Annotated in this window: 20 protein-coding genes; 13 read left to right on the plus strand and 7 right to left on the minus strand. The window is 43.9% G+C overall.

The window, feature by feature from the left end:
• Positions 1 to 100 precede the first annotated feature (100 nt).
• The 11 genes from Q0230_RS15170 (at position 101) to Q0230_RS15220 (ending at position 11,286) form a co-directional block, all read left to right on the plus strand.
• A complete protein-coding gene (locus tag Q0230_RS15170) occupies positions 101 to 430 on the plus strand; it encodes a rhodanese-like domain-containing protein (protein ID WP_298611025.1) in 330 nt (109 codons plus the stop codon).
• Positions 431 to 519: 89 nt separating this feature from the next.
• Positions 520 to 984 carry a DsrE/DsrF/DrsH-like family protein gene (locus tag Q0230_RS15175; RefSeq protein WP_298611026.1) on the plus strand — a complete coding sequence of 155 codons (465 nt, stop codon included), beginning with the start codon at positions 520 to 522 and terminating at the stop codon, positions 982 to 984.
• A gap of 46 nt (positions 985 to 1,030) precedes the next feature.
• Positions 1,031 to 1,708 (plus strand): NADPH-dependent FMN reductase, encoded by a 678-nt coding sequence (locus Q0230_RS15180; protein ID WP_298611027.1) that lies wholly within the window; start codon positions 1,031 to 1,033, stop codon positions 1,706 to 1,708.
• Positions 1,709 to 1,732: 24 nt separating this feature from the next.
• Positions 1,733 to 2,599 carry a metallophosphoesterase gene (locus Q0230_RS15185; protein WP_298612085.1) on the plus strand — a complete coding sequence of 289 codons (867 nt, stop codon included), beginning with the start codon at positions 1,733 to 1,735 and terminating at the stop codon, positions 2,597 to 2,599.
• 192 nt (positions 2,600 to 2,791) lie between these two features.
• Positions 2,792 to 3,256: a PleD family two-component system response regulator gene (locus Q0230_RS15190; RefSeq protein ID WP_367274142.1), complete on the plus strand. Its 465-nt coding sequence runs from the start codon at positions 2,792 to 2,794 to the stop codon at positions 3,254 to 3,256.
• Between the two features lie 6 nt (positions 3,257 to 3,262).
• Positions 3,263 to 3,634, plus strand: coding sequence for a response regulator (locus Q0230_RS15195; protein ID WP_298611028.1), 372 nt, complete (start codon positions 3,263 to 3,265; stop codon positions 3,632 to 3,634).
• Between the two features lie 3 nt (positions 3,635 to 3,637).
• Positions 3,638 to 4,198 (plus strand): chemotaxis protein CheW, encoded by a 561-nt coding sequence (locus Q0230_RS15200; protein WP_298611029.1) that lies wholly within the window; start codon positions 3,638 to 3,640, stop codon positions 4,196 to 4,198.
• 31 nt (positions 4,199 to 4,229) lie between these two features.
• On the plus strand, positions 4,230 to 5,489 hold the full coding sequence (locus Q0230_RS15205; RefSeq protein WP_298611030.1) for a methyl-accepting chemotaxis protein: 1,260 nt from the start codon (positions 4,230 to 4,232) through the stop codon (positions 5,487 to 5,489).
• Between the two features lie 69 nt (positions 5,490 to 5,558).
• Positions 5,559 to 7,373 carry a hypothetical protein gene (locus Q0230_RS15210; RefSeq protein WP_298611031.1) on the plus strand — a complete coding sequence of 605 codons (1,815 nt, stop codon included), beginning with the start codon at positions 5,559 to 5,561 and terminating at the stop codon, positions 7,371 to 7,373.
• Positions 7,374 to 7,498: 125 nt separating this feature from the next.
• A complete protein-coding gene (locus Q0230_RS15215) occupies positions 7,499 to 10,825 on the plus strand; it encodes a response regulator (RefSeq protein ID WP_298612092.1) in 3,327 nt (1,108 codons plus the stop codon).
• A complete protein-coding gene (locus Q0230_RS15220) occupies positions 10,822 to 11,286 on the plus strand; it encodes a chemotaxis protein CheW (protein ID WP_298611032.1) in 465 nt (154 codons plus the stop codon). The genes Q0230_RS15215 and Q0230_RS15220 overlap by 4 nt, the downstream gene beginning before the upstream one ends.
• Here the strand turns inward: Q0230_RS15220 and Q0230_RS15225 are convergent.
• From Q0230_RS15225 to Q0230_RS15255, 7 genes are all read right to left on the minus strand, one after another.
• The gene (locus tag Q0230_RS15225) at positions 11,277 to 11,780 is read right to left on the minus strand and encodes a hypothetical protein (protein ID WP_298611033.1); all 504 of its coding nucleotides are present in this window, start codon (positions 11,778 to 11,780) and stop codon (positions 11,277 to 11,279) included. The genes Q0230_RS15220 and Q0230_RS15225 overlap by 10 nt on opposite strands.
• Positions 11,758 to 12,597, minus strand: coding sequence for a symmetrical bis(5'-nucleosyl)-tetraphosphatase (locus Q0230_RS15230; protein WP_298611034.1), 840 nt, complete (start codon positions 12,595 to 12,597; stop codon positions 11,758 to 11,760). The genes Q0230_RS15225 and Q0230_RS15230 overlap by 23 nt, the downstream gene beginning before the upstream one ends.
• Positions 12,598 to 12,677: 80 nt before the next feature.
• Positions 12,678 to 13,400, minus strand: coding sequence for a Bax inhibitor-1 family protein (locus Q0230_RS15235; RefSeq protein WP_298611035.1), 723 nt, complete (start codon positions 13,398 to 13,400; stop codon positions 12,678 to 12,680).
• 56 nt (positions 13,401 to 13,456) lie between these two features.
• Complete coding sequence (locus Q0230_RS15240; RefSeq protein ID WP_298611036.1) at positions 13,457 to 14,152, minus strand: SPOR domain-containing protein; 696 nt, start codon at positions 14,150 to 14,152, stop codon at positions 13,457 to 13,459.
• 80 nt (positions 14,153 to 14,232) lie between these two features.
• On the minus strand, positions 14,233 to 16,428 hold the full coding sequence (locus Q0230_RS15245; RefSeq protein WP_298611037.1) for a primosomal protein N': 2,196 nt from the start codon (positions 16,426 to 16,428) through the stop codon (positions 14,233 to 14,235).
• A 357-nt stretch (positions 16,429 to 16,785) separates the two neighbouring features.
• A complete protein-coding gene (gene doeB, locus Q0230_RS15250; RefSeq protein WP_298611038.1) occupies positions 16,786 to 17,784 on the minus strand; it encodes a N(2)-acetyl-L-2,4-diaminobutanoate deacetylase DoeB in 999 nt (332 codons plus the stop codon).
• Positions 17,785 to 18,963, minus strand: a complete 1,179-nt coding sequence (locus Q0230_RS15255; protein ID WP_298611039.1) for a M24 family metallopeptidase — start codon at positions 18,961 to 18,963, stop codon at positions 17,785 to 17,787. It lies immediately after the preceding gene.
• 118 nt (positions 18,964 to 19,081) lie between these two features.
• Here Q0230_RS15255 and Q0230_RS15260 point away from each other — a divergent pair, with 118 nt between their 5' ends.
• On the plus strand, positions 19,082 to 19,765 hold the full coding sequence (locus tag Q0230_RS15260) for a GntR family transcriptional regulator (protein ID WP_298611040.1): 684 nt from the start codon (positions 19,082 to 19,084) through the stop codon (positions 19,763 to 19,765).
• Positions 19,766 to 19,767: 2 nt separating this feature from the next.
• Positions 19,768 to 21,150, plus strand: a complete 1,383-nt coding sequence (locus Q0230_RS15265) for an aminotransferase (RefSeq protein ID WP_298611041.1) — start codon at positions 19,768 to 19,770, stop codon at positions 21,148 to 21,150.
• The last annotated feature ends 75 nt before the right edge of the window (positions 21,151 to 21,225 follow it).

The following is a 21,225-nucleotide window of genomic DNA, read 5'->3' on the forward strand; positions in this document are numbered from 1 at the left end:
TAGTTGCAAAGCTTAGCTTAGCAGTTGGGCTTAACTTGACAAAAAAGACCTATTATTAGAATATTATTATAATTTAATGTTTTGTTTTTCAGAGAGCCCTATGTACGGAATTAATGAAGTTGATGCAGCAGAATTGAAAAGCATGCTCAATAATGGAGAAAAATTACGCTTAGTGGATGTGCGTTCTGAAGCGGAATTTCAGCAAGGAATTATTGAAGGTGCGGAATTTTTGCCCTTGCATATTTTACCCTTACGGATGAATGAGTTAGCAAGTGATGAGAAAATTGTACTTTATTGCCGTAGTGGAGCACGTTCTGCACAAGCCTGTATGTATCTAAAGCAAACCACGGGTATTGATGCGATTAACCTACGTGGTGGCATTATTGGCTGGTATCAGTCGGGCTATCAGATTGTACGTCCTGCCGCTTAAAGCCTTGGGTTTTAGTGGGTAGCTTGGAGAGGAGGGCTTTCGCAGCTAGTATGCGCGGAGGCTCAAGGTGGAAATAAAAGGAATGAGTTATGGCAAAGAAATTAGCAATTATTGCGACCAAGGGCACCTTAGATTGGGGGTATCCACCTTTCATTCTAGCTTCAACCGCAGCAGCACTTGGGTATGATGTGAAAATTTTCTTCACATTTTATGGCCTACAATTATTGAAGAAAGATATGAAATTGTCAGTAACCTCCCTCGGTAATCCTGCGATGCCTATGCCGTTTCCTGTTCCAGTGATCCTCCAAACTTTACCTGGTATGCAGTTGATGATGACCACCATGATGAAAAAGCAAATGGCGGGTAAAGGGGTAGTTGATTTGAGTGAGTTACGCGAACTCTGTGTTGAAGCTGATGTTAAATTTATTGCCTGTCAAATGACTGTTGATTTATTTGATATGGAGCATTCCGAGTTCATGGATGGGGTTGAATATGCAGGTGCGGCCTCTTTCTTAGAATTTGCTGGTGATTCAGATATTTGCTTATTTATCTGATGGGTCTGTAGTTGTTTCATTATGTAGAGATAAGAAGCCGGGCTTTATGTCCGGTTTTTCTTTTTTAGCGACCTTCCTGTTAAAGTGCTTAGCCGAGTCTGATCAAGGGGTAGTCATGCAAATTACGATTATTAGTGGTAGTCATCGTCACAACTCTCAAAGCGAAAAAGTCGCAAAGCATGTGCAAACTGTATTAACCGCACAAGGTATTCAAGCTGAAATTTTTAGTTTAGCAGGTAATCCTTTGCCACTCTGGGATGAATCGATTTGGGACAAAACGTCTCAATGGAGCCAAGTCTTAGCACCTTTGTCAGCACAACTAGCAGCCAGTGATGCTTTCGTCATTATTACGCCCGAATGGCATGGGCAAGTGACTTCAGGCTTAAAGAACTTTTTCTTACTCTGGGGGAAAAATGAACTTGCGCATAAGCCAGCATTAATTATTGCTGTGTCATCCTCAACGGGTGGGGTTTATCCTGTGGCTGAACTGAGAATGAGTAGTTACAAAAATAATCGTATTTGCTACCTTCCAGAGCATATTATTATACGTCAGGTTACCAACGTATTAAATGAAGACGCCACTACCAATGACTCAGAGACGGACGCTTATTATCGCAAGCGCATTCACTGGGCTTTAGGGATTTTAGAGCGTTATGCACAAGCCTTAGCACCTGTTAGAGCAGCAGACGGTTTATTTAATGAAGAGTTTCGCAATGGGATGTAAACCATTGATTGCAGAGGTCTAGTGATGCTGAAAGCAGGTAAAACACCTCAAAAGGTGCTGAATAAAATCGGGGAATTCGATTATTTCCATGATGAGCGTCATGCAGTACGGCGTAATGAAATTCGCTGGCTAGTCGAGGAGTTTACTGAAATTCCAATTGCCCATTTGCCACCTTCTTTAGAGGGCTTTACGATTGTGCAATTGACCGATTTGCATCTACGTCCATTTACGCAATTAGAGCATATTGAACGGGCGGTGGTGCGTGCTAATTTGTTAAAGCCAGATTTAGTCGTTTTGACTGGAGATTATGTTTGGCATGATGAGCAAGATATTTTAGATTTAGCGCCAGCCTTAGCTAAATTAAATGCCCGTTTTGGTTTATTCGCGGTCTTGGGAAATCATGATATCAAAGCGAATGCTGCTTTAATTACCCAAACCTTTGAGCGCAATGGGATTAAAGTATTGTGTAATCAAGGTTTAGATATTCAAGTCGGGCATTATTGTTTGCATTTGGCGGGAATTGATGATGGTTGGCTCGGAAAACCAGATATTAAGGCCACGTTAGCCGAGCATCAGGGTAATATACCGGTAGTGCTGTTGGCACATGAGCCAGATATGATCGATTGGTATGCAAATGATACAAGGATTTCTTTGCAGCTTTCAGGGCATACCCACGGGGGACAAGTCCAAGTAAAGCCGGGGAAACCGTTTATTCGGCCTTATTTAGGCAAGAAGTATGTTCAAGGCTTGCATCGAGTCAATCAGTCTTGGGTCTATACCAGTCGAGGGATTGGCACAACGGGCTTACCGATTAGACGTAATTGTGCTCCAGAAATTACGCATCTCACTTTGGTGAGTGGACCGATAACTACCATCCAGACAGCGGCTTGATGCGCTTGTCCGAAGAACCTTTGTGAGCGACAGAGGTTTCTTTAGACTGAGTATTAACCTTAATGGTCATGGTGCGAGTCAGTCAGAATCTATCGGTAAATAAGCAGCCTTGGGTTGTTTGTGGGTTTGCTTGCTGATGTGATCAGCTGACCTTTAAAAAACATAAATAAAAATAGATAAAGAGCGACGCGCGTGAATACGTCAGATCCAAACCAAGTTAATCCAGGTCGCGACCTGTCAGGCCTGAAGGTACTCATCATCGATGACAGCAAAACTATTCTGCGAACCGCAGAGGCTTTGTTATCTGAATACAAGTGCTGGGTAACAACCGCTTCTGATGGTTTTGAAGCCCTACCAATCATTGCTACCTTTAAGCCAGATGTTGTCTTCGTAGATATTATGATGCCGCGTTTGGATGGGTATCAGACTTGCGCCCTTATCAAAGCTAATCGTAATTATCGAGATATCCCAGTGATCATGCTTTCCAGTAAGGATGGCTTATTCGATTTAGCTCGTGGACGTCTGGCAGGTTCGGATAAATATCTAACTAAACCGTTTACCCGTCAGGACTTATTGTCCACTATTTACAGTCATGTTTTGCCACATCTCCAAGCCAACCAAGAGAAAGCTGGGGATGCAGCTACTACTCGGGAGTAGTCAATAGTGGCCAAACATGTGCTGATTATTGATGATTCTTTGACAGAGACTCGAGTATTCAAGTCGCTGCTGGAGCATCATGGCTATAAGGTCAGCATTGCATGTAATGGGCAAGAAGGCATTGAGGTTGCGCGTGTTTGCAAGCCAGACCTGATTTTGATGGATGTGGTGATGCCCCTAGTAAATGGGTTTCAGGCAACACGTGAATTAAGTCGGAATGCAGATACTAAGCATATACCAATTATCGTGTGTAGCTCCAAATCCACTGAAACGGATCGGCTGTGGGCCATGCGACAGGGTGCTAAGGCTTATATGATTAAGCCGGTTAAATTGCCGCAGCTTCTAGAGGCAATCAATAAGTACTTGCCTGGAGGATAAAACATGGCCAGCCCTTATGAATTGCTGGTCGGTTTAGCTCTATTAAGAGAGAAAAAACGCCAGCTTGAGGCAGAGCAACAACAAGGGCCGATCCAAGCATGGTCAGCCTTAGTGGTAAAGATAGGACCTTGGCGCTGTGTACTGCGTCAGGATGAAGTCGATGAAGTGATAGCACCCAGTAAATTAACTAAAGTGCTAGGCACGCCGAACTGGATGTTAGGCATCGGTTACTTTCGTAACCAGTTATTGAATGTGTTAGATGGGCGTATGTTGTTTCTCGGTCGATCCAGTGGATCGGTCAATCAATTATCAGCACGGATTTTAGTTATACAAGGGCAAGAAGAATGGTTTGGGATCAAAGTCGACGAATTGATTGGGATTCGCCACATTTGGTCTGATAGCGCAGAAATTAAGGCCTTAACTGAAAACTTAAATGTTTGGCGTTCCTTTGCGACGCAATGCATTGTAATAAATGGTGAAGTCATGCCTATCTTACAGGCACGAATTTTAATGCGTGGTTTAGAGCAGCAGCGCTTGCCTGAGCTCTCAGCTGCAACTGTTTAATGAGCGAGCTTGAATACAAGAATAAGAACAAATGAATAATTCAATGCAACTCTCAAACACATTTTTTACCGGAAAAATGATCTGGATTCCGATAGGTCTGTTGTTGTTCAGCATCATCGGCATGATTATTTTGTTTATTGTCGGCTCTTCTTGGTTTGATTATCAGCAAGCCATGCGCATTGGGGTGTTGGGCTGTTTTATTATCCTCCTGAATATTCTCTGGGTTACGTATTTATTTTACCGTTTTTATACCCAACAAACCGCTTGGAGTAAGGTCGAATCGGAACAGCAAGAATCGATTATGTGCTTGCTGGATGAAATGAGTACCTTAGCAGAAGGGGATTTAACGATTCGTGCTACTGTCTCCGAAAATATCACGGGTGCAATTGCCGACTCAGTCAACTATGCGGTTGATGCTCTACGTGAGCTGGTTATTAAAATTGATGATACTTCAGGTCGCTTGACTCGTTTCGCCCAAATTGCGGATAAGCGTATTTCCCAATTATCTCAAGCAAGTACACGTCAATCGGAAGAAATTTCGATGGCTTCCTCAGCAATCGCGGCCATGACTCATTCAATTCATAAAGTGTCGCGGAATGCGGCAGCCTCTACTGAAGTTGCACGTAAATCACTAGAAATTTCTCAGGCAGGTGCACACACAGTACGTAGTGCTATGAGTGATATGGTGACAGTACGTGAACAAATCCAATCCACTTCGAAACGAATTAAGCGTCTTGGGGAAACTTCGCAGGAAGTAGGTGACATTGTTCGTTTGATGAATGATATTGCCGAACAAACCAATATTTTAGCTTTAAATGCCTCTATACAAACCTCTTCTATGTCAGGTAGTGGGCGCAGTTTTGAACGTGTGACCGATGAAGTACAACAATTAGCTCAACGCTCAGCCGAAGCAAGTCGCAAGATTGACTTATTAGTACGTGCGATTCAAACCGATACTCAAGAGGCGATTGCTTCGATGGAGCAAACCACTGCACGGGTTGTTACCAGCTCACGTAATGCAGAGTCGGCAGGGGCTGCCTTGGATGAGGTTGAAGAGGTTTCTACTAGTTTAGCGCGTTTGATTGCAAATATTTCTGATGCTTCCTTTAAGCAAGCAGACATGGCAACGCGGGTTACCAGCACGATGCAATCAATTCAAGAAGGTACTCTACAAACTGAACAGTTTAGTAAAGAAACCACCGAACTTGTTTCCAACTTGAACGAAACTGCGAATGAATTGCGGCGTTCGATTGCCGACTTTACTTTGAATAAAGCCGGGTCGACCAAGTAGAAGGCAGAAAATGATGAACAATAATAATGATTATAAAAAAATGGACAGACGTATGGGGGCGCAAGTCGCATGATTTCTGATAAATCGAGTCTAGCTAGTCGTCTGGGATGGGTACTTGGGGAAACTGAGAAAGTCTTAGCCGAAACGCGTCAATCATTTTCTACCTATGTGAGCGATACGGCTGTACCTAGTTTAGAGACCGCTATTAGCAAAGCACGGCATGTCTTAGGCGTACTAGATATTCTAGATACCGAAGGTGCTTATATGCTAGGGCGGGAAATCGTCCTTTTAATGGATGCGATTCGCCAAGAAAAAGTTAAAAACTGGCAAGAAGCTTGCACTATTACGGCTGATGGTTTGTTGCAACTTTCTGAATACTTAAAGCATTTACGCGATGGCTATGCAGACTTGCCAGTAATCGTGTTGCCTATGTTGAATAACCTGAGGGCTGCGCGCGAAGCTGAGTTATTGTCTGAGCATTTAGTATTCCTACCTGCGGAAGGGGTAGTGACTAATGAGCAAATTGGCACTGATAAATATATGTCTTTGCCTGCGGATAAATTGGATCAAGCCACGAAGCGCCTGCGTTTTTATATGCAAAAGGCTCTGCTAGGTTGGTTTAATAATGATCGTCCGGCTTTTCACTTGCAGGCTGCGCGTAAAGTAGCAGTCAATATGATTACCCTGCATGAAAAAGAGCGTTTACGTGCTTTATGGTGGGTTACTAGCGGTTTATTACAGGCTTTAGAAGAAAATAAACTTGAAGATAGTGCTGCAGTTAAATTGCTGATGGGGCGGATGGAGCGGGAAATTCGGCGCTTCGGTGATTTACAAGAAACCGCCTATAATGCCTCTTTACCTGATGAGCTTCTGAAAAATCTACTGTATTACGTTGGTTTAGCTGAAGAAAGTGACGGTACTTTAGGTGAAGTAAAACAAGCCTATCATTTAGATTTGTATTTACCTAAAGGTGGTACTCTACAAGAGTTGCGCACTTATTATACTAAGCCGGGGCGCGAACTTTGGCAGGCGGTTTCCTCTTCACTGCAAGATGAGTTAGCGCTGTTAATGTCACAAGTAGAAAGCTTGGGGCATCGCGAGCATCCAACCACTTTGCTGGGAGATGTGGCTAAACGTACAGGTAGTCTAGCGCAAACTTTAGGTATGTTGGGCTTAGGTACGGTTGCAGATTTAACTGATAAAATTGCTACTGAACAACAGGCTGCAGTAGCAGCTGAGCAAATCACTTCTGATCTTTTAGAGCGCATGAGCGAGCACTATATTAAATTAGAAAGTGTGCTGCGTGAATATGCTGAGACTGGCTATGATCGGACTGAGGAAATTTTCTTTGGTGAGGGTCAAAGTGGTAGCGAAATGGGGGCGGCACGTGAAGTAGTACGTACTGCGTTAACTTCTTTAGCTAAAGCTCAAGCAGAATTAGCTGCTTTCCATCAGGAAGAAGGTAATTTTGCGCATCTAGATGAAATTTCTAAAGTATTACGCAATATTTCCGGCACATTAGAGATTTTAGGCCATCAAGAAATTCAACCTTTAGCTCAAGGTGTGAAGGCGTATCTGGCTAAGGATCTGCAAGCTTCTAAGCGTAAGCCTGCTTTAGAGGAAATTCATTGTGTTGCGGATATTATGACTTTGCTTGAGGCGGCCTTGTCTTGTATCAGCAATAATGAAGATCATCTGCCCCTCTTGCCAGTTGGCTTTGAAAAACTACATGAGCTAGATAATTACACCAAACTTGATTTAGTCCATGAAGCAGATCTAGTACAGGCGCAGGCTGAACTGGAGCATAAAAAAAAAGCCAAACAGCAGACACCATCGACTCTGTACCAGAAGCTACGCAACCAGCGCCTGTTAACCGAGGCCTAGCGGTTGTACCTACACCAAGTAGTCCTAAAACTGTCAGTATAGAGCCAGCAAAAGCTAATAGTACCAAGGCTGAGCCATATGATTCGTCAACTTTACGTGAGAAGGTTGGCGATGATATCTACGAAATCTTCGTTGAAGAGATCACTGAAATCCAAGCCAACTTCCAAGAGTGGATTCCCAACTGGATTGAACAACGTACTCTTTCTGAAGCATTAAAAGAAATCCGTCGTGGCTATCATACCTGTAAAGGTAGTGGGCGCATGGCAGGTGCCTTAGCGTTAGGTGATTATGCCTGGGCACATGAGCGTATGCTCAATCAAGTTTTAGAAAAAACCTTGCCGGTCAATGATCGTTTATGTGAGCTGCTCAATCAATCCACGCACTACCTGACTAAGCGCTTAGATTTCTTTTTAACGGCTATTCAAACTGATGATGACGCAAAGGCTGAGATCAAAAAGGTCGAAGATTTTATCCGTGATCCAAATATCGTATTTAGTGCGGATCCCGATTTACTCTTGTTTGATTCAATTATCCAACTAGAGTCTAAAGACCCTAGTGCGAAGAAAGAGGAAGCAGCTTCTGAGCTGGCGACTTCGGACTTTATTATCACTGCCGCTGAAGTGGTGGATGAAACTTTACCCACCAATCTAGAGTATGACGATAATTTCTTAAGTCCAACGCTGGATGATGGTTCTACTGATAATTTCTTAGTCACTACTGAACATAGGGTAGATTTGCCTGAGTTGGGAGCTGTCTCAGACTTAGCTACCAGCTTAGTAACAACAGAATCTATCTCGGTCACTGAAACGAATGATGCTTTAGCTTGGTTAGCACCGAGTGACACAACGGCAACCAATCTAGAGAATCTGGAAACAGCTCCCATCGTTTCAGATGATTTTGATGACCAAAGTGAAAATCAATTAGTTTGGGATATGTTCCGTGAGGAGCTGCCTGATCAATTGCAAAATATTGATCAGTGGATGCAAGCTCTTAATGCTAAACCAGCGGATTGGGAGCTTAGACGTTCTTTAGAGCGTGAGCTGCATACTCTGAAAGGGGGTGCGCGCATGGCACGCTTAATGGATTTAGGTGATTTAGCACATCAATCAGAGACTTTATTAGAGAAGTTAGGACGGCATGCTAGCCCTGAAGAGGTCACTGCGAAATTCCGTGTATTACAGGGGTTAGTTGATCAAATTAATAGTTTAGCTGAGCGCTATATGGCTTTGGATGCCATGCCAGCCGAACAAGAGCAGGTTGTTCCGGAGATAATTGCGCCAGCAGCAACACTTCTGCCAACACAAGTAGAGCCAACACTTAAACCACCAGCCGCAACTAAGACAACTGAACCGGTTGAATCTAAAACAATGATTCATACAGTGTCTAAAGTGGATGACACTCAAAGCCCAGAAGCCTACTTAAATGCACCAAAGATTAGTGCGCCAGTTAAAACGTATGATAGTTTACTAGAGCGCTTATTGGCGGAAAAGGCGCAAACCTTGCCAGATTTATCGGTTTTAGTAGAGAAAAAAGCTGAAACTAAACAGACTACCCTGCATTTAGGAGAGGATGCCAACTCTGTGCTTGCCCAAGAGCAAATTCGTCTACCCGCAGTCTTTTTGGATAAGATGATTGATCGGGCAGGTAGCCTAAATATGCAGCAGAATGCTCTGAGTGAACGTTTGCAGATTATGGCAGATGATGTTAGTGAATTTAGTCGTACCGCTTCGCGTTTAAAGCAATTATTGCGCTCTTTAGAGTTAGAAACGGAGGCACAAATTCATGCAGGCTATCGACAATCCGCTGCCGCGCAAAATAAAGGGGCTGATTTTGACCCTCTCGAGATGGATCAATATTCTGAATTGCAGCGTCTCTCACGTGCTTTGGCAGAAAGTTTAAATGACTTAGTGAATATTGAAGCTGATCTAGGGGTGCAGTTACGCAATAGTGGCATGGTGTTAAAAGATGCGCTTAGTTCCAGCCGTTATTTGCATCAAGACTTATTGGAAACACGTTTAGTTGAAGCGATGGTGATTGTACCGCGCTTAAAACGCATTGTGCGTCAGACATCTACTGAGCTCGGACGGGAGGTCAATTTAGCTATCGATGGAGAGGCCTTTAAGCTAGACCGTCATTTATTACAGCGCATGACAGCACCCATTGAACATTTACTGCGGAATGCTGTATCACATGGAATTGAACCCCCACAAGAGCGTACGATTGTTGGCAAAGAAGCACAGGGACATATCACCTTAAAAGTATTCCGTGAAGATACAGAAATTATTTTCCAAGTACAGGATGATGGACGGGGGTTGAATCGTAAGCGTTTGCGCACCAAGGCTGAGGAGCTAGGCTTAGTACGTCCGCAAGATCTCTTGTCTGATCAAGAGACTATGCGTTTAATCTTACGTCCGGGCTTTTCGACAGCTAGTTCGTTGAGTCAAATTTCGGGTCGTGGTGTGGGGATGGATGTGGTCAGCTCTGAAGTGAAAGCGTTGGGTGGCCATCTACAAATTAGCTCTACAGAAGGGCAAGGTACTTTATTCACAATGCGTTTACCTTTCGCGATGGCCGCGAATCCAGTCTTATTTGTGGGTACGCAAACTCAAACTTATGCAGTACCACTGGGTTACGTACAAGGTTTATCTCGCTTAGATTTGACTAAGGTACGTGAGCATTTGGATCAAACCGATAAATTTATTTCCTTTAGTGGTAATAATTATGCCGTACGCTATTTAGGTGCCTTGTTAGAACCAGGTACGCAATTAAGCTTGCAGGATGATCATGTCTATCCGGTAGTCTTTGTACGTACCAGTGGGGGGCATTGTATTGCATGGATCGTTGATAAAATTTTCGGGCGCCGCGAAGTCGTCTTGCAGTCCCTAGGGAATTTATTCAAAGAAAGCCGTTTCTATTCTTCTGCAACGATTACCAGCGATGGTGAGGTAGTCCTCTTGCCAGACATGGCTGATTTAGCCTTACGTGTCAACGGGGTGGCAAGCACTATTGAGCCAAATGAAAAAGCGTTTGTCATTCCAGCTCCAGAACGTCACGAGCGTCCACATATTTTGGTGGTCGATGACTCAATTACAGTACGTAAAGTCACTGAAAAACTGTTAATTAGCGAAAATATGCAGGTTGGTACGGCTAAAGATGGACTGGAAGCACTAGAAATTATCGAGAAGTTCGATCCTGATTTGATCCTTATGGATATTGAAATGCCACGTATGGACGGCTTCGAAGTGTTAGAAACGGTTCGGCAAAATCCAGATTGGAATCATGTACCGATTATTATGATTAGTTCGCGTACTGCTGAAAAACATCAGCAGCGGGCTGAGCAACTAGGGGCGAATAGCTTTTTAGGGAAACCCTATCAAAACCAAGAGCTAATGGCCTTGATTCGGCGTTATTTAGCATTAAATCCTGAGTGGGCTGAGGAGATGGCTGCATGAATACTAAGAAGCCAATGATAAAATGTGCGGTCTTGCGTTTGCAGCATGGTAGCTTGATTGTACCTTTTAATTTGATTGCGGAAATGGTCACAGTTGATCATTTAGAAACTTCAACGATGCCAGGGATTTTGGGTTGGTTGAGTTGGCTAAATCGCCCTGTCCCTGTCGTTTCGTTGGAGTCACTTTGCATGTTAGGTGAGGGGAATATCGAAACTGCTAGTAACTGCTTGATTTTACATACAGTATCAGACTGTGATGACTTGCCTTTTATTGCTCTCCAAGTACAGGGAGGCTTACAAACGGTAGAGATCAGTGAAGATACCTTGCGAGACGACTATAGTGGCAATACGCAACGTTGCCCTTATGTCGCACGGCAAGTACGGATTTCGCAGTTGGTTTGTTTAATTCCCGACTTACCTGCGCTAGAAGCTTCTGTGGTCGAGATTTTGGCTTACACCTGATTCACTAACAAGACTGACATCACTAAAGCCAGCACCACGACAATCACAAAGGCAGATTTCACGGGGCTGGTTTTAGCTTGCTGTTCCATATAAGCCACCCGCTCGGCAGCATTGCGCATAATTTCTACCCGTGATTTGACATGAAAGGTTTCGGCTTTTTCAAAGACCGCATTGCCCCCGCGCAAATTAATCAAGGGAATCAAAATATTGATATTAATATGCGCCATAATGGCATTTTGCGTAGGACTATCGAAGTTGATGAGCATGGGGGGCTTGAACATAAATATCTGATCAATGACCGCTGCCTTCATTTGCTCTTGGGATTGCCCAATGATTTCACGATTATGTTTTAAGGCACGCTCAAGTTCTTCAAGACTAGCACTCATCGGTGGTGTGCTAGTTTGGACATAATAATCTTTGCCTAATACATTAACTTTAATAGTGCCCACATAATTAGAAGGTTGGGGCGCATTATCCTTTTTCTCGTCGCTCATACTCGTGACAAGCCTGCCCTAGACTATTTTTAGTATCAATATTTAGCGCAGTTAAAGTACCGCCCCACACGCAGCCCGTATCCAGCGCTATTACGTTATGCTCCTGATAATACCCTAAAGTTGACCAGTGCCCAAAGAGAATTGTGTAAGGAATAGGCAAACGATTAGGATGGGAAAACCAAGGTATTAGTTCTGGTTGAGACTGACTAACTAGCGTAGGGTTCAATTTTTGTTGAAATTCTAAGCTTGCATCTGGAAAACAAAAGCGCATCCGCGTAAAAGCATTCAGGCTATAACGATCTTGTTCCTCTTGAGTTTGACAGGCTTGCCATGCAGATGGCTTATTGCCATAAGCCGTTTCAAGCCAGACTTTTGGATTTTTTTGTTGTAAAGCTTGTTCTAAACGGCGTGCTTGAGTTTGAGCAGTCGCTACATCCCATTCTGGTGAAATGCCTGCATGGACTAAAATCGCTTGTTTAGTTGTGTCGAGATACATAAAAGGGCATTGACGTAACCAGTCAACTAGTTCGCATAGATCCGGTGCGTCCATCAATTTACGTAAGCTTTTATGCGGTTCTAAAATACGGTAAGCAGCTGCAATTAAACTAATATCATGGTTGCCTAATACACATAAGGCCGCATTTTCTAACGCAAGTGTACGCACAAAGCGCAAAGTTTCTAAAGAATGCTTACCCCGATTGACTAAATCACCCGCAAACCACAACTGATCTTGTTTGGGGTCAAAACGGATTTTATCCAGCAAGCGCCGCAAAGGTTCATAGCAACCTTGAATATCACCAATAACGTAAGTGCCCATAATCGAGTATTTAATAGTTAACAAGTAGAAATGAAAAAGGCGCTACAGAGTAGCGCCTTCTCGCTTAAATAACAGTTAGTTTATTCGCTGCTACCCAAGCTCATTAAGAACTGGACGATATACCAGAAAATTAAAGCAACGCTTGAGAATAAACCTAAAGAAGCAGCTACATATTGCTCGCTATTGTACTCATGGATAATTTGTGAAGTTTGATAGAGCATTACTGCACCCGCAAAAATCACCATCGCACCAAAGAATACTAAACCTAAGCTAAAGCCGAAAATAATACTCGCTAAGATTAAACCTAAAGCTACGAAGCCACCGACTGTGATAAACGGAGCCAAGAACGAGAAGTTTTTCTTCGTGCTAAACGCGGTAAAAGTAATGCCACCTGCGAGCATTAAAGTCATTAAACCAGCGCTCAAGAGGACGTTTGAGCCAGTGGCAGCAGTAAATTTTAGTGCCATATAAATGAGCGGCATAAAGACAATTGCTTCAGCCACCACAAACAGGCCCAGACCTGCGTATTGCATGCCACGGGAAATGGCTGAGTGTGCCCAACGATCAGCGATATAGGACACGCCCATAAATAAAGCCATTACTACTAGCCATGACCATTTACTACCACTGAGCATACCGACGAAGGATTCAGCAACCCCAGAGCGAATCAATAAAGCTTCCAAAATGGTGAAAGCTAAAATAGCACCACCCAAATGCAGATAGGTGCGACGGATAAAGCCAGCGCGCTCAGCTTCTGAGGCTTGCGCGACAACTAAACCAGTTCCTGTATCTAAATAAGCCATGTGTACTCCTTTAACTGTTGCCAATAGTTATTCTACTAAAGTTATCAATATTATTATTACAGACGAATTTCCATTGCGCTAATTCCCATACCTGAAAGCATCTGTTTCCAACGATTTGCGGTAGTTGGGTCATTGGTTGGCCCTAAACGTACCCGATACCAACGCTCGCCTTTAATCTCAGACGCTTCCACACGGGTATTTAAACCTTTTTGGCTAGCTAAGCGCTGAATTTGATTGGCTTGCGCTTCAGATTTATAAGCACCCAGCTGAAACATGACTTTACCGCCACTGGTCGCTGATGTTTTTTCAACTGCAGTGCCAGGTTCAGGTTTAGATGCTTCAATTTCAGCCACTTTTTCAGTCACTTTTTCTTTTTGTGCTGGCTTTTTCTCTTCAGCTGTAGCTTTAGGCGTATCACCATCGGGGTTATCTTCATGCACACTAATAGGTACAGACATTTCTAATTGTGGTAGGACTGCATGGTAGCTAAAACCAGGGCGATTATCGGTAGCGACTGGCTTATCCTCCAAGCTATTTAAAGTGCTAGTTGATGGGCTAGTAGGGCTTGAGCTAGCTAGAGTAGGGGAAGTCCCTGGCGTAGCGGCTGAGACAGCAGGTGTTTTGGGACTCATTAAAGCATACACGACCGCACCTGCTAATAAGCCGACCGCGATCCCACCTAAAACCCAGCTAATCCCATATTGTGAAGAAGCTGTAGTCTCTGTTATTTTGAAATCTTTAGTCATGATCATAATTAATCCATTAGTGGCGCAGTGAACTTACGCAATCCTGAGGTTTAGTTAATGTATTGTGGCAACAAGTCCACCCAGCATTATGATAATTCTACAGGATCTATGTCTATAGACCAGCGAATGCTTTTTTGGTTTGCGCTATTTTTTTCTAGCTTAGTTAAATAATTTAAACACAGGTGGCGTAAATTGCGGTTCTCTGCTTGAATTAAAAGTTGCGCTCGATAACGTTCTGCGCGCTTTTCTAAGGGTGCAGGTACCGGACCCATAATAAACACCCCTGCTTGACTTGGAATGAGGGCACGTAGTTGCTCAAGATGCTGCAAAGCTTGCTCCATTTCAGCTCCTTCGGCACGAATCAACGCTTGGTAACTAAACGGTGGAAACTGCCAACGTTTACGCTCCTCAATCAACTGCCGCGCAAAAGCTAGATAACCACTTTGGAGTAAAGTCAGCAACATTGGATGCTGCGGTTGTGTGGTTTGCAAGATCACATGCCCCGGTTTATCACTACGTCCTGAACGCCCAGCTACTTGCGTAAGCAATTGCCCAAACCGTTCCAAAGCGTGATATTCCGAGCTTAACAGTGCGGCATCCACATCCAAAATAACCACGAGGGTTAGATTGGGAAAGTCATGTCCCTTAGCCAACATTTGCGTACCCACTAGTAGCAAACGTTCAGTGGTGCGTACAGTTTCTAAATGCCGTTCGAGTGATCCTTTCCGACTAGTGGTATCCCGATCAATCCGTACAATGGGTGTTTCAGGAAAATATTGCTGCAAAACCAGTTCAATCCGTTCAGTACCATGTCCTTGAGTAATCAATTGTGGATTACTACAAGCAGGACAATGTGATTCCGCACGCTCATCAGCACCGCAATGATGGCAAATAATTCGACTCTTGCGCGCATGGTAAGTCATATTCGCACTACAAGCAGGGCAATGCGCTAACCAACCGCAAGCTGGGCAGAGTAACATCGGCGCAAACCCACGCCGATTAATAAATAGCATTGCCTGTTCATTGCGCTCTAAAGTACGCTCGATGGCTTGCATGGTTAGCTTACTTAAGCCCGAATGCAAATGATGCCCACGAATATCTTGTACTTCTAAACTCGGTTGACGTGCTTTGCCGGGGCGCTGTTCGAGACGGAAATAGTGATAACGCCCTTGATCAGCATTATGCAAGGTTTCTAAAGCTGGCGTAGCAGTACCCATTAGAATCGGGATATTCAGCATTTGCGCGCGTTTAATGGCTAAATCACGGCCATGATACCGAAAGCCTTCTTGCTGCTTGAGGGAAGTATCATGTTCTTCATCAATAATAATGAGGCCTAAATGAGCAAAAGCTGTAAATACAGCCGAGCGCGTACCGATCACAATATCTGCTTGTCCAGAACGCGCTTCCATCCAGGCTTGTAGACGTTCTGTATCATTTAAGCCTGAATGCAAAGAACTGATACGTTGCTCAGGGAAATGATCACTGAAGCGCTGTACTAACTGTGGCGTCAGGCCAATCTCAGGGACAAGAATCAGGGTTTGTTTATGCTTCGCTAAAGCATCTTCAATGAGACGTAAATAGATTTCGGTTTTGCCGCTACCTGTCACTCCATGTAGCAATGTGGGTTGGGGGTTAGATGCTTGCATCCAGACCCTACATTGCTCAAGACAAGTGTTTTGTTGCTCGCTGAGTTCCAGTTTAGGTGTTACTTTACCCAAAGAAGGCAAGCTGGCTTGTGGGAGGCTAAGGTTCTCTTGAACTAAATTTTTGTCTATTAAAGCCGCCAAAACTTGCCGCCAACCATCCCCTAAGTGTGCATGAATCGCGCTAGCTGAGCATGGGGCAGGTTGCTGCATAAGCCATTGATACAAATCTGCCTGACGTTTAGCGCGCTTCAGCTGATTGCTCGCTTCCGGCTTAGGCAGAGCTTGCCAATTAATAGTTTGAGGTATGGGCTTTCCATCGCGTAAGGCATTAGGGAGTGCAGTAAATACGACCTCACCAATCGCATGTTGATAATAACGTGCCGCCCACTGGATAAGCTCTAGTAAATGAGCATCCAATAAAGGCTCACGATCCAATAAAGCTTTAATGGGCTTAAGTTTGTATTGACTTGCTGCTTGCGCATCGGCCACGCCCAAAACTACCCCAATGCTACTACCATGCCCTAAAGATACCGAAACGCGACAGCCTAAAATTTCAGTAGGGTTAGTTGTTTGCTCAGTGTAGGTCAATAAAGTCCGCAACGGCCGTGGGACAGCGATGAGTAGTTTTGCTTCCATTCAATGATTTTACAGGATTGCTCAAACCGTAGCGGAATATATTTTTTGGTGCACAGATTTGTGTCAGAACGATGACAAACCCTTGCTACATAAAGAAAATTACGGGTTATGCACAGAACCTGTGGATAAGTCTGTGGGTATCTTGCGGATATTCTTCTGTACCGCAGGTGAATCGTAGATGTTAACAAATTGATTAAAAATTAATCAATTCATTTTTTATTTTAAAATCAAATACTTAAAAATATTCTTGTTCGATAATACTAACTAGAACGTTGATACTAAAGAACTTGACAAGTGGATAGTTTTCTCGTTCTGGGGTGTGGAAAACTTTTAAAAAAAACTTGCAATTTGTTAAGGCTAGTGTTCTAGGCCAGCTATTACTTGCAGACAATCACCCATTTTTATTAAAGAAGGTACATGTCGAGCCATGATAATGCCACTACGTGGTGCATAATAAGCATGTGGTTTTTGATCCGTGCGCTCTATTGAATGAATGCGCGCAATTAATTGTGCAACCTCCACTATTTCTCCCAAAGTCACACAAGGTTCTAATAAACCCTGATGTTCAGAAAATACATAACTATATTGATCCATGACTAGGTGTTGGCTAGTAGTTGCTTGAATAGAGTCAGCTTGCTTTAGAATACCAGCATGAATTAGAAAGTTTTCTATTCCCTGTTTAGCGATAGCAATTGAGTGTGGATGAGCTGTTCCACCACCACCTAATTCAGTGGAGACAAATATTTTACCCATTGATTCAGCTTGATGGTCATACATGCCACGCGTATCTTCTAAAAGCTTCAACGTATAAGGCGCGCCAAAAGCTTGCATTGCTGCTTCACATTCAACTTGCTGTGGTTTGTTTTCTAATTCGTGGCAAGTCGCAAAAGGTAAGAAATCTAAAGTTTTTCCACCAGAATGAATATCAAGTACATAATCAGCCAGTGGCAATAAGATTCGGCTGAAATAATCAGCTAAAACCTGAGTCACTGAACCATCCACTTTCCCCGGAAAAATCCGATTCATATTTAAATGATCCAACGGTGAAACGCGTGTACCAGCTTGGAAAGCAGGGTAGTTCATGGCTGGAATAATAATAACTCGACCCTGAAAGCTAGCTAAATCAGTGCGTTGTACGAAGTTATATAAAGCAATGGGGCCTTCATATTCATCCCCATGATTAGCGCCTGTAATCAGCGCAGTCGAGCCTTGCCCGTGTTTGAATTGCACAATTGGGATTAAAATCGCTCCCCAAGCAGAATCATTTCTGGAATAAGGCAAGCGTAAAAAACCGTGCTGAATGCCATCTTTGGCAAAGTCGATACTGCTTTTAATGGGATGATCAATAGTGCTCATTTATTTTACCAATAACTGCCGTGGTACATTCGCTAAACATAAACCGCCTTGCTCGGTCACGGTAATGCTTTCGGTCATTTCAAAACCCCAATCGTCAAACCACATGCCCGGCATGAAATGGAAGCACATACCGGTTTGTAAAACAGTCTGATCATTTGTACGTAAGCTCATGGTGCGCTCGCCCCAATCCGGTGGATAGCTCATGCCGATTGAATAACCGCAACGATTATTTTTTTCATAAGCATGTTTGTGTAAATGAGTGAAAAAAGTTTGCGCCAGTTCGCCACAAGTATTGCCGGGTTTAAATAGTGGCAAGAGTAATTCAATACTTTCTCCAATGACTTTTTCAATGTCGCGGTATTTAGCGGGTGGCTCACCAAAATAAAGCGTGCGAGAAACTGGGCAATGATAACGATGATGTGCACCGGCTAATTCTAGAAACATGCCATTATCTGGCTCAAGGCGACTGCCATCCCAGGTTAAATGGCAAGCGGAAGCTTCTTCACCCATCCCCATGAGCGGTACAATCGCAGTGTAATCACCATAATGCTCTACGGTTCCCCAAGTGCCTGCATGCAAAATTTCGGCAGCTAACTCATTTTTACGCATCCCTGGTTCAGCAACCTGCATAATCCGTTGGTAAACCTGTTCAATGACTTGCCCAGCCCGCTGCATATAAGTGATTTCTTGTGGTGATTTAAGAGCACGTTGCCAATTCACTAAGCTGGTCGCATCTTGAAATTGAGCATCAGGCAGTGAGCGTGCAAGTGATTCCATCGCCCGTGCGGAGAAATAGTAATTGTCTTTCTCTACTCCGATTTTGCCAGTATGCAATTGGCGCTGTTTAAGCTTATCCGCTAGATATTCCATCGGATGAATATCTGGCGATTGCACATAATGATCAGGATAAGTAATCACTTCACTGTGAGCCAAGTCGGTGGTCAGATAAGCAGTGGGTGCATCAATCCCGCGTCCAAACCAGAATAGCTCACCATTACTTCCAATCACTATGCATTGATGCACGTAAAACGACCAGCCATCAAAACCCGTCAGCCAACACATATTGGAAGGGTCAGAGACAATCAGTAAATCCAGCCCTTGCTTTTCTATCGCAGAGCGGGTTTTGGCTTGACGAGTTGTGTATTCAGCAGGCTCAAAGCGGCGGCGACTTTCTTTCATCGTGCTAACCTTAATTTGTATACATATATTTATTTTTAGTGGATTAAATTGTAGTTTTCAAGTTTATTTTTACATGTTATTAATATATTTGTATACAACTTGAGTTTAAGCGATGTTTATGACTGAGATGCCCAGCAATATTTCTGAAGCAGAGCAGCGTTTCCAGTGGATTTATCAGACACTGCGTTCGCGGATTATCTTGCTCGACTATCAGCCAGGTACGCGTTTATCAGAAGAGCAACTGGCTGATGAATTCAAAGTGAGTCGCACGCCGATACGGCGCGTGTTGAATCGTTTGGAAGTAGAAGGTTTGTTAGAAATTCGGCATGGCGCAGGTAACTTTGTGACTGAATTAAGCATGCCCGAATTGTTGGAAGTGTTTGAGTTACGTATGGAGTTAGTGCGTTTAATCGATGTACTAGCGCCGAGAGCAGCTAGTGCAAATTTGATTCAGCGCCTACAAAACTTACAAATGGCTTGTTTAAGTATTACGAAACACCCCAAACCGAAGCGGCGTTTTGCAGAGGTAAATGTCGAGGTGTTCTTAAGTTTTATGGATTTAGTGGGGAATCAGCCCTTACGTGCAGTGCAAGAGCAGTTGTTTTATCGCACTGCACGCATGTGGCCGTATTTATTGGATGAAAAAAATGTTGGCTATGAAGCAGAACTACTCCATGCCGAAATCAGCGAAGCCTTACGCTTGTTAGCCAACAATGACTACCCCTCGTTTGGGCATCTTTATCGGTGTCATTTAGCGATGGCTTGCCAACGTCTCGCAACCATGCAAACCACAGGAGTTTAATTATGGATCAACAGCTACAAGCCGAGCTGTCAGCTTTAGATCGTGCTTACACTATGCATCCTTCTACACATTTGGCGCAATTTGCTCGCGGAGATACACCGAATCGGATTATGGTCGGCGGGCAGGGTGTGTATGTGGAAGATAGTAGCGGCAAGCGTAGTTTGGATGGGTTTGCGGGTCTGTATTGCGTAAATATTGGCTATGGTCGTCAAGAAGTCGCCGAAGCGATTGCCCAACAAGCTAAACAGCTGGCTTATTATCATGCTTATGTCGGTCATTCGCACGAACCACTCATTCGCTTATCCGAACGGATTGTGCGCCAAGCTGGGATGGGTATGCAGCGGGTTTATTATGGCTTGTCCGGTTCGGATGCAAATGAAACGAATATCAAATTAGTTTGGTATTACAACAATATTCTCGGTCGCCCCCAGAAGAAAAAGATTATTTCCCGTCAACGGGGTTATCACGGTTCTGGCTTAATGACAGGCAGTTTGACAGGCTTGCCTATCTTTCATAATGCTTTTGATTTGCCCTTAGATCGGGTCTTGCATACCACTTGCCCGCATTATTACTGGAATGCACAAGAGGACGAAACGGAAGAAGAATTTTCGCAGCGTTGTGCAGCCGATTTAGAACGCTTAATTCTTGCCGAGGGTGCAGAAACCATTGCTGGATTTATTGCCGAACCGGTGATGGGCACAGGTGGCATCATTCCACCACCTAAAGCTTATTGGGAAGCAATTCAGCCGATTTTGCAGAAGTATGAGGTGCTGTTGATTGCTGATGAAGTCGTGACGGCCTTTGGGCGCACCGGACAGTATTTTGGCTCACACACTTATCAAATCCAACCGGATTTAATCACGATTGCTAAGGGGCTAACGTCTGCTTATTTGCCGCTGTCTGGTGTAGTTGTCGGCGAAAAGGTTTGGAAAGTCTTAGAGCAGGGTACAGATCAACTCGGTGCATTAGGGCATGGCTGGACGTATTCGGCGCATCCGGTTTGCGTGGCAGCAGCACATGCGAATTTAGATATTGTCGAGCGTGAAGATTTAACCAGGAGTGCGCGTGAGGTCGGCGCGTATCTACAAGCTCAGTTACATGCGCATTTTAGTGATCATCCTTTGGTCGGTGAAGTGCGTGGTGTGGGCTTATTAGCCGCTTTGGAATTTGTCGCTGATAAGAAAGCCAAGCAGCGCTTTGCTACTACTCAAGGGATTGGTGCGAAGGTGTCAGCGGCTTGTTTGCAAGCAGGCTTGATTGCGCGTGCGATGCCGCATGGAGATATTTTGGGTTTAGCACCCCCTTTAATTATCACCCGTGACGAGGTTGATCTAGTTGTAAGGATGGTCAAATGTGCTGTCGATAAGGTGTATAGCAGTTTATAAAACCTAAACTTGATTCGTGGAGTGTCTAGCAGGTTGCTTAATTTTAAGGCACTCCCTCATTTAAGGTAGTCATCT

Origin of the sequence: uncultured Thiothrix sp. (genome assembly GCF_937876535.1) — a bacterium.
Classification (GTDB): domain Bacteria; phylum Pseudomonadota; class Gammaproteobacteria; order Thiotrichales; family Thiotrichaceae; genus Thiolinea.

Bases quoted from the DNA above. Each gene is read 5' to 3' on its own strand.
- Q0230_RS15245 (WP_298611037.1), bottom strand. From the start codon at position 16,428: ATGGAAGCAAAACTACTCATCGCTGTCCCACGGCCGTTGCGGACTTTA.
- Q0230_RS15180 (WP_298611027.1), top strand. From the start codon at position 1,031: ATGTCCGGTTTTTCTTTTTTAGCGACCTTCCTGTTAAAGTGCTTAGCC.
- Q0230_RS15220 (WP_298611032.1), top strand. From the start codon at position 10,822: ATGAATACTAAGAAGCCAATGATAAAATGTGCGGTCTTGCGTTTGCAG.
- Q0230_RS15170 (WP_298611025.1), top strand. From the start codon at position 101: ATGTACGGAATTAATGAAGTTGATGCAGCAGAATTGAAAAGCATGCTC.
- Q0230_RS15175 (WP_298611026.1), top strand. From the start codon at position 520: ATGGCAAAGAAATTAGCAATTATTGCGACCAAGGGCACCTTAGATTGG.
- Q0230_RS15205 (WP_298611030.1), top strand. From the start codon at position 4,230: ATGAATAATTCAATGCAACTCTCAAACACATTTTTTACCGGAAAAATG.
- Q0230_RS15265 (WP_298611041.1), top strand. From the start codon at position 19,768: ATGGATCAACAGCTACAAGCCGAGCTGTCAGCTTTAGATCGTGCTTAC.
- Q0230_RS15235 (WP_298611035.1), bottom strand. From the start codon at position 13,400: ATGGCTTATTTAGATACAGGAACTGGTTTAGTTGTCGCGCAAGCCTCA.
- Q0230_RS15240 (WP_298611036.1), bottom strand. From the start codon at position 14,152: ATGATCATGACTAAAGATTTCAAAATAACAGAGACTACAGCTTCTTCA.
- Q0230_RS15230 (WP_298611034.1), bottom strand. From the start codon at position 12,597: ATGGGCACTTACGTTATTGGTGATATTCAAGGTTGCTATGAACCTTTG.
- Q0230_RS15225 (WP_298611033.1), bottom strand. From the start codon at position 11,780: ATGAGCGACGAGAAAAAGGATAATGCGCCCCAACCTTCTAATTATGTG.
- doeB (WP_298611038.1), bottom strand. From the start codon at position 17,784: ATGAGCACTATTGATCATCCCATTAAAAGCAGTATCGACTTTGCCAAA.
- Q0230_RS15185 (WP_298612085.1), top strand. From the start codon at position 1,733: ATGCTGAAAGCAGGTAAAACACCTCAAAAGGTGCTGAATAAAATCGGG.
- Q0230_RS15210 (WP_298611031.1), top strand. From the start codon at position 5,559: ATGATTTCTGATAAATCGAGTCTAGCTAGTCGTCTGGGATGGGTACTT.
- Q0230_RS15200 (WP_298611029.1), top strand. From the start codon at position 3,638: ATGGCCAGCCCTTATGAATTGCTGGTCGGTTTAGCTCTATTAAGAGAG.
- Q0230_RS15255 (WP_298611039.1), bottom strand. From the start codon at position 18,963: ATGAAAGAAAGTCGCCGCCGCTTTGAGCCTGCTGAATACACAACTCGT.
- Q0230_RS15260 (WP_298611040.1), top strand. From the start codon at position 19,082: ATGACTGAGATGCCCAGCAATATTTCTGAAGCAGAGCAGCGTTTCCAG.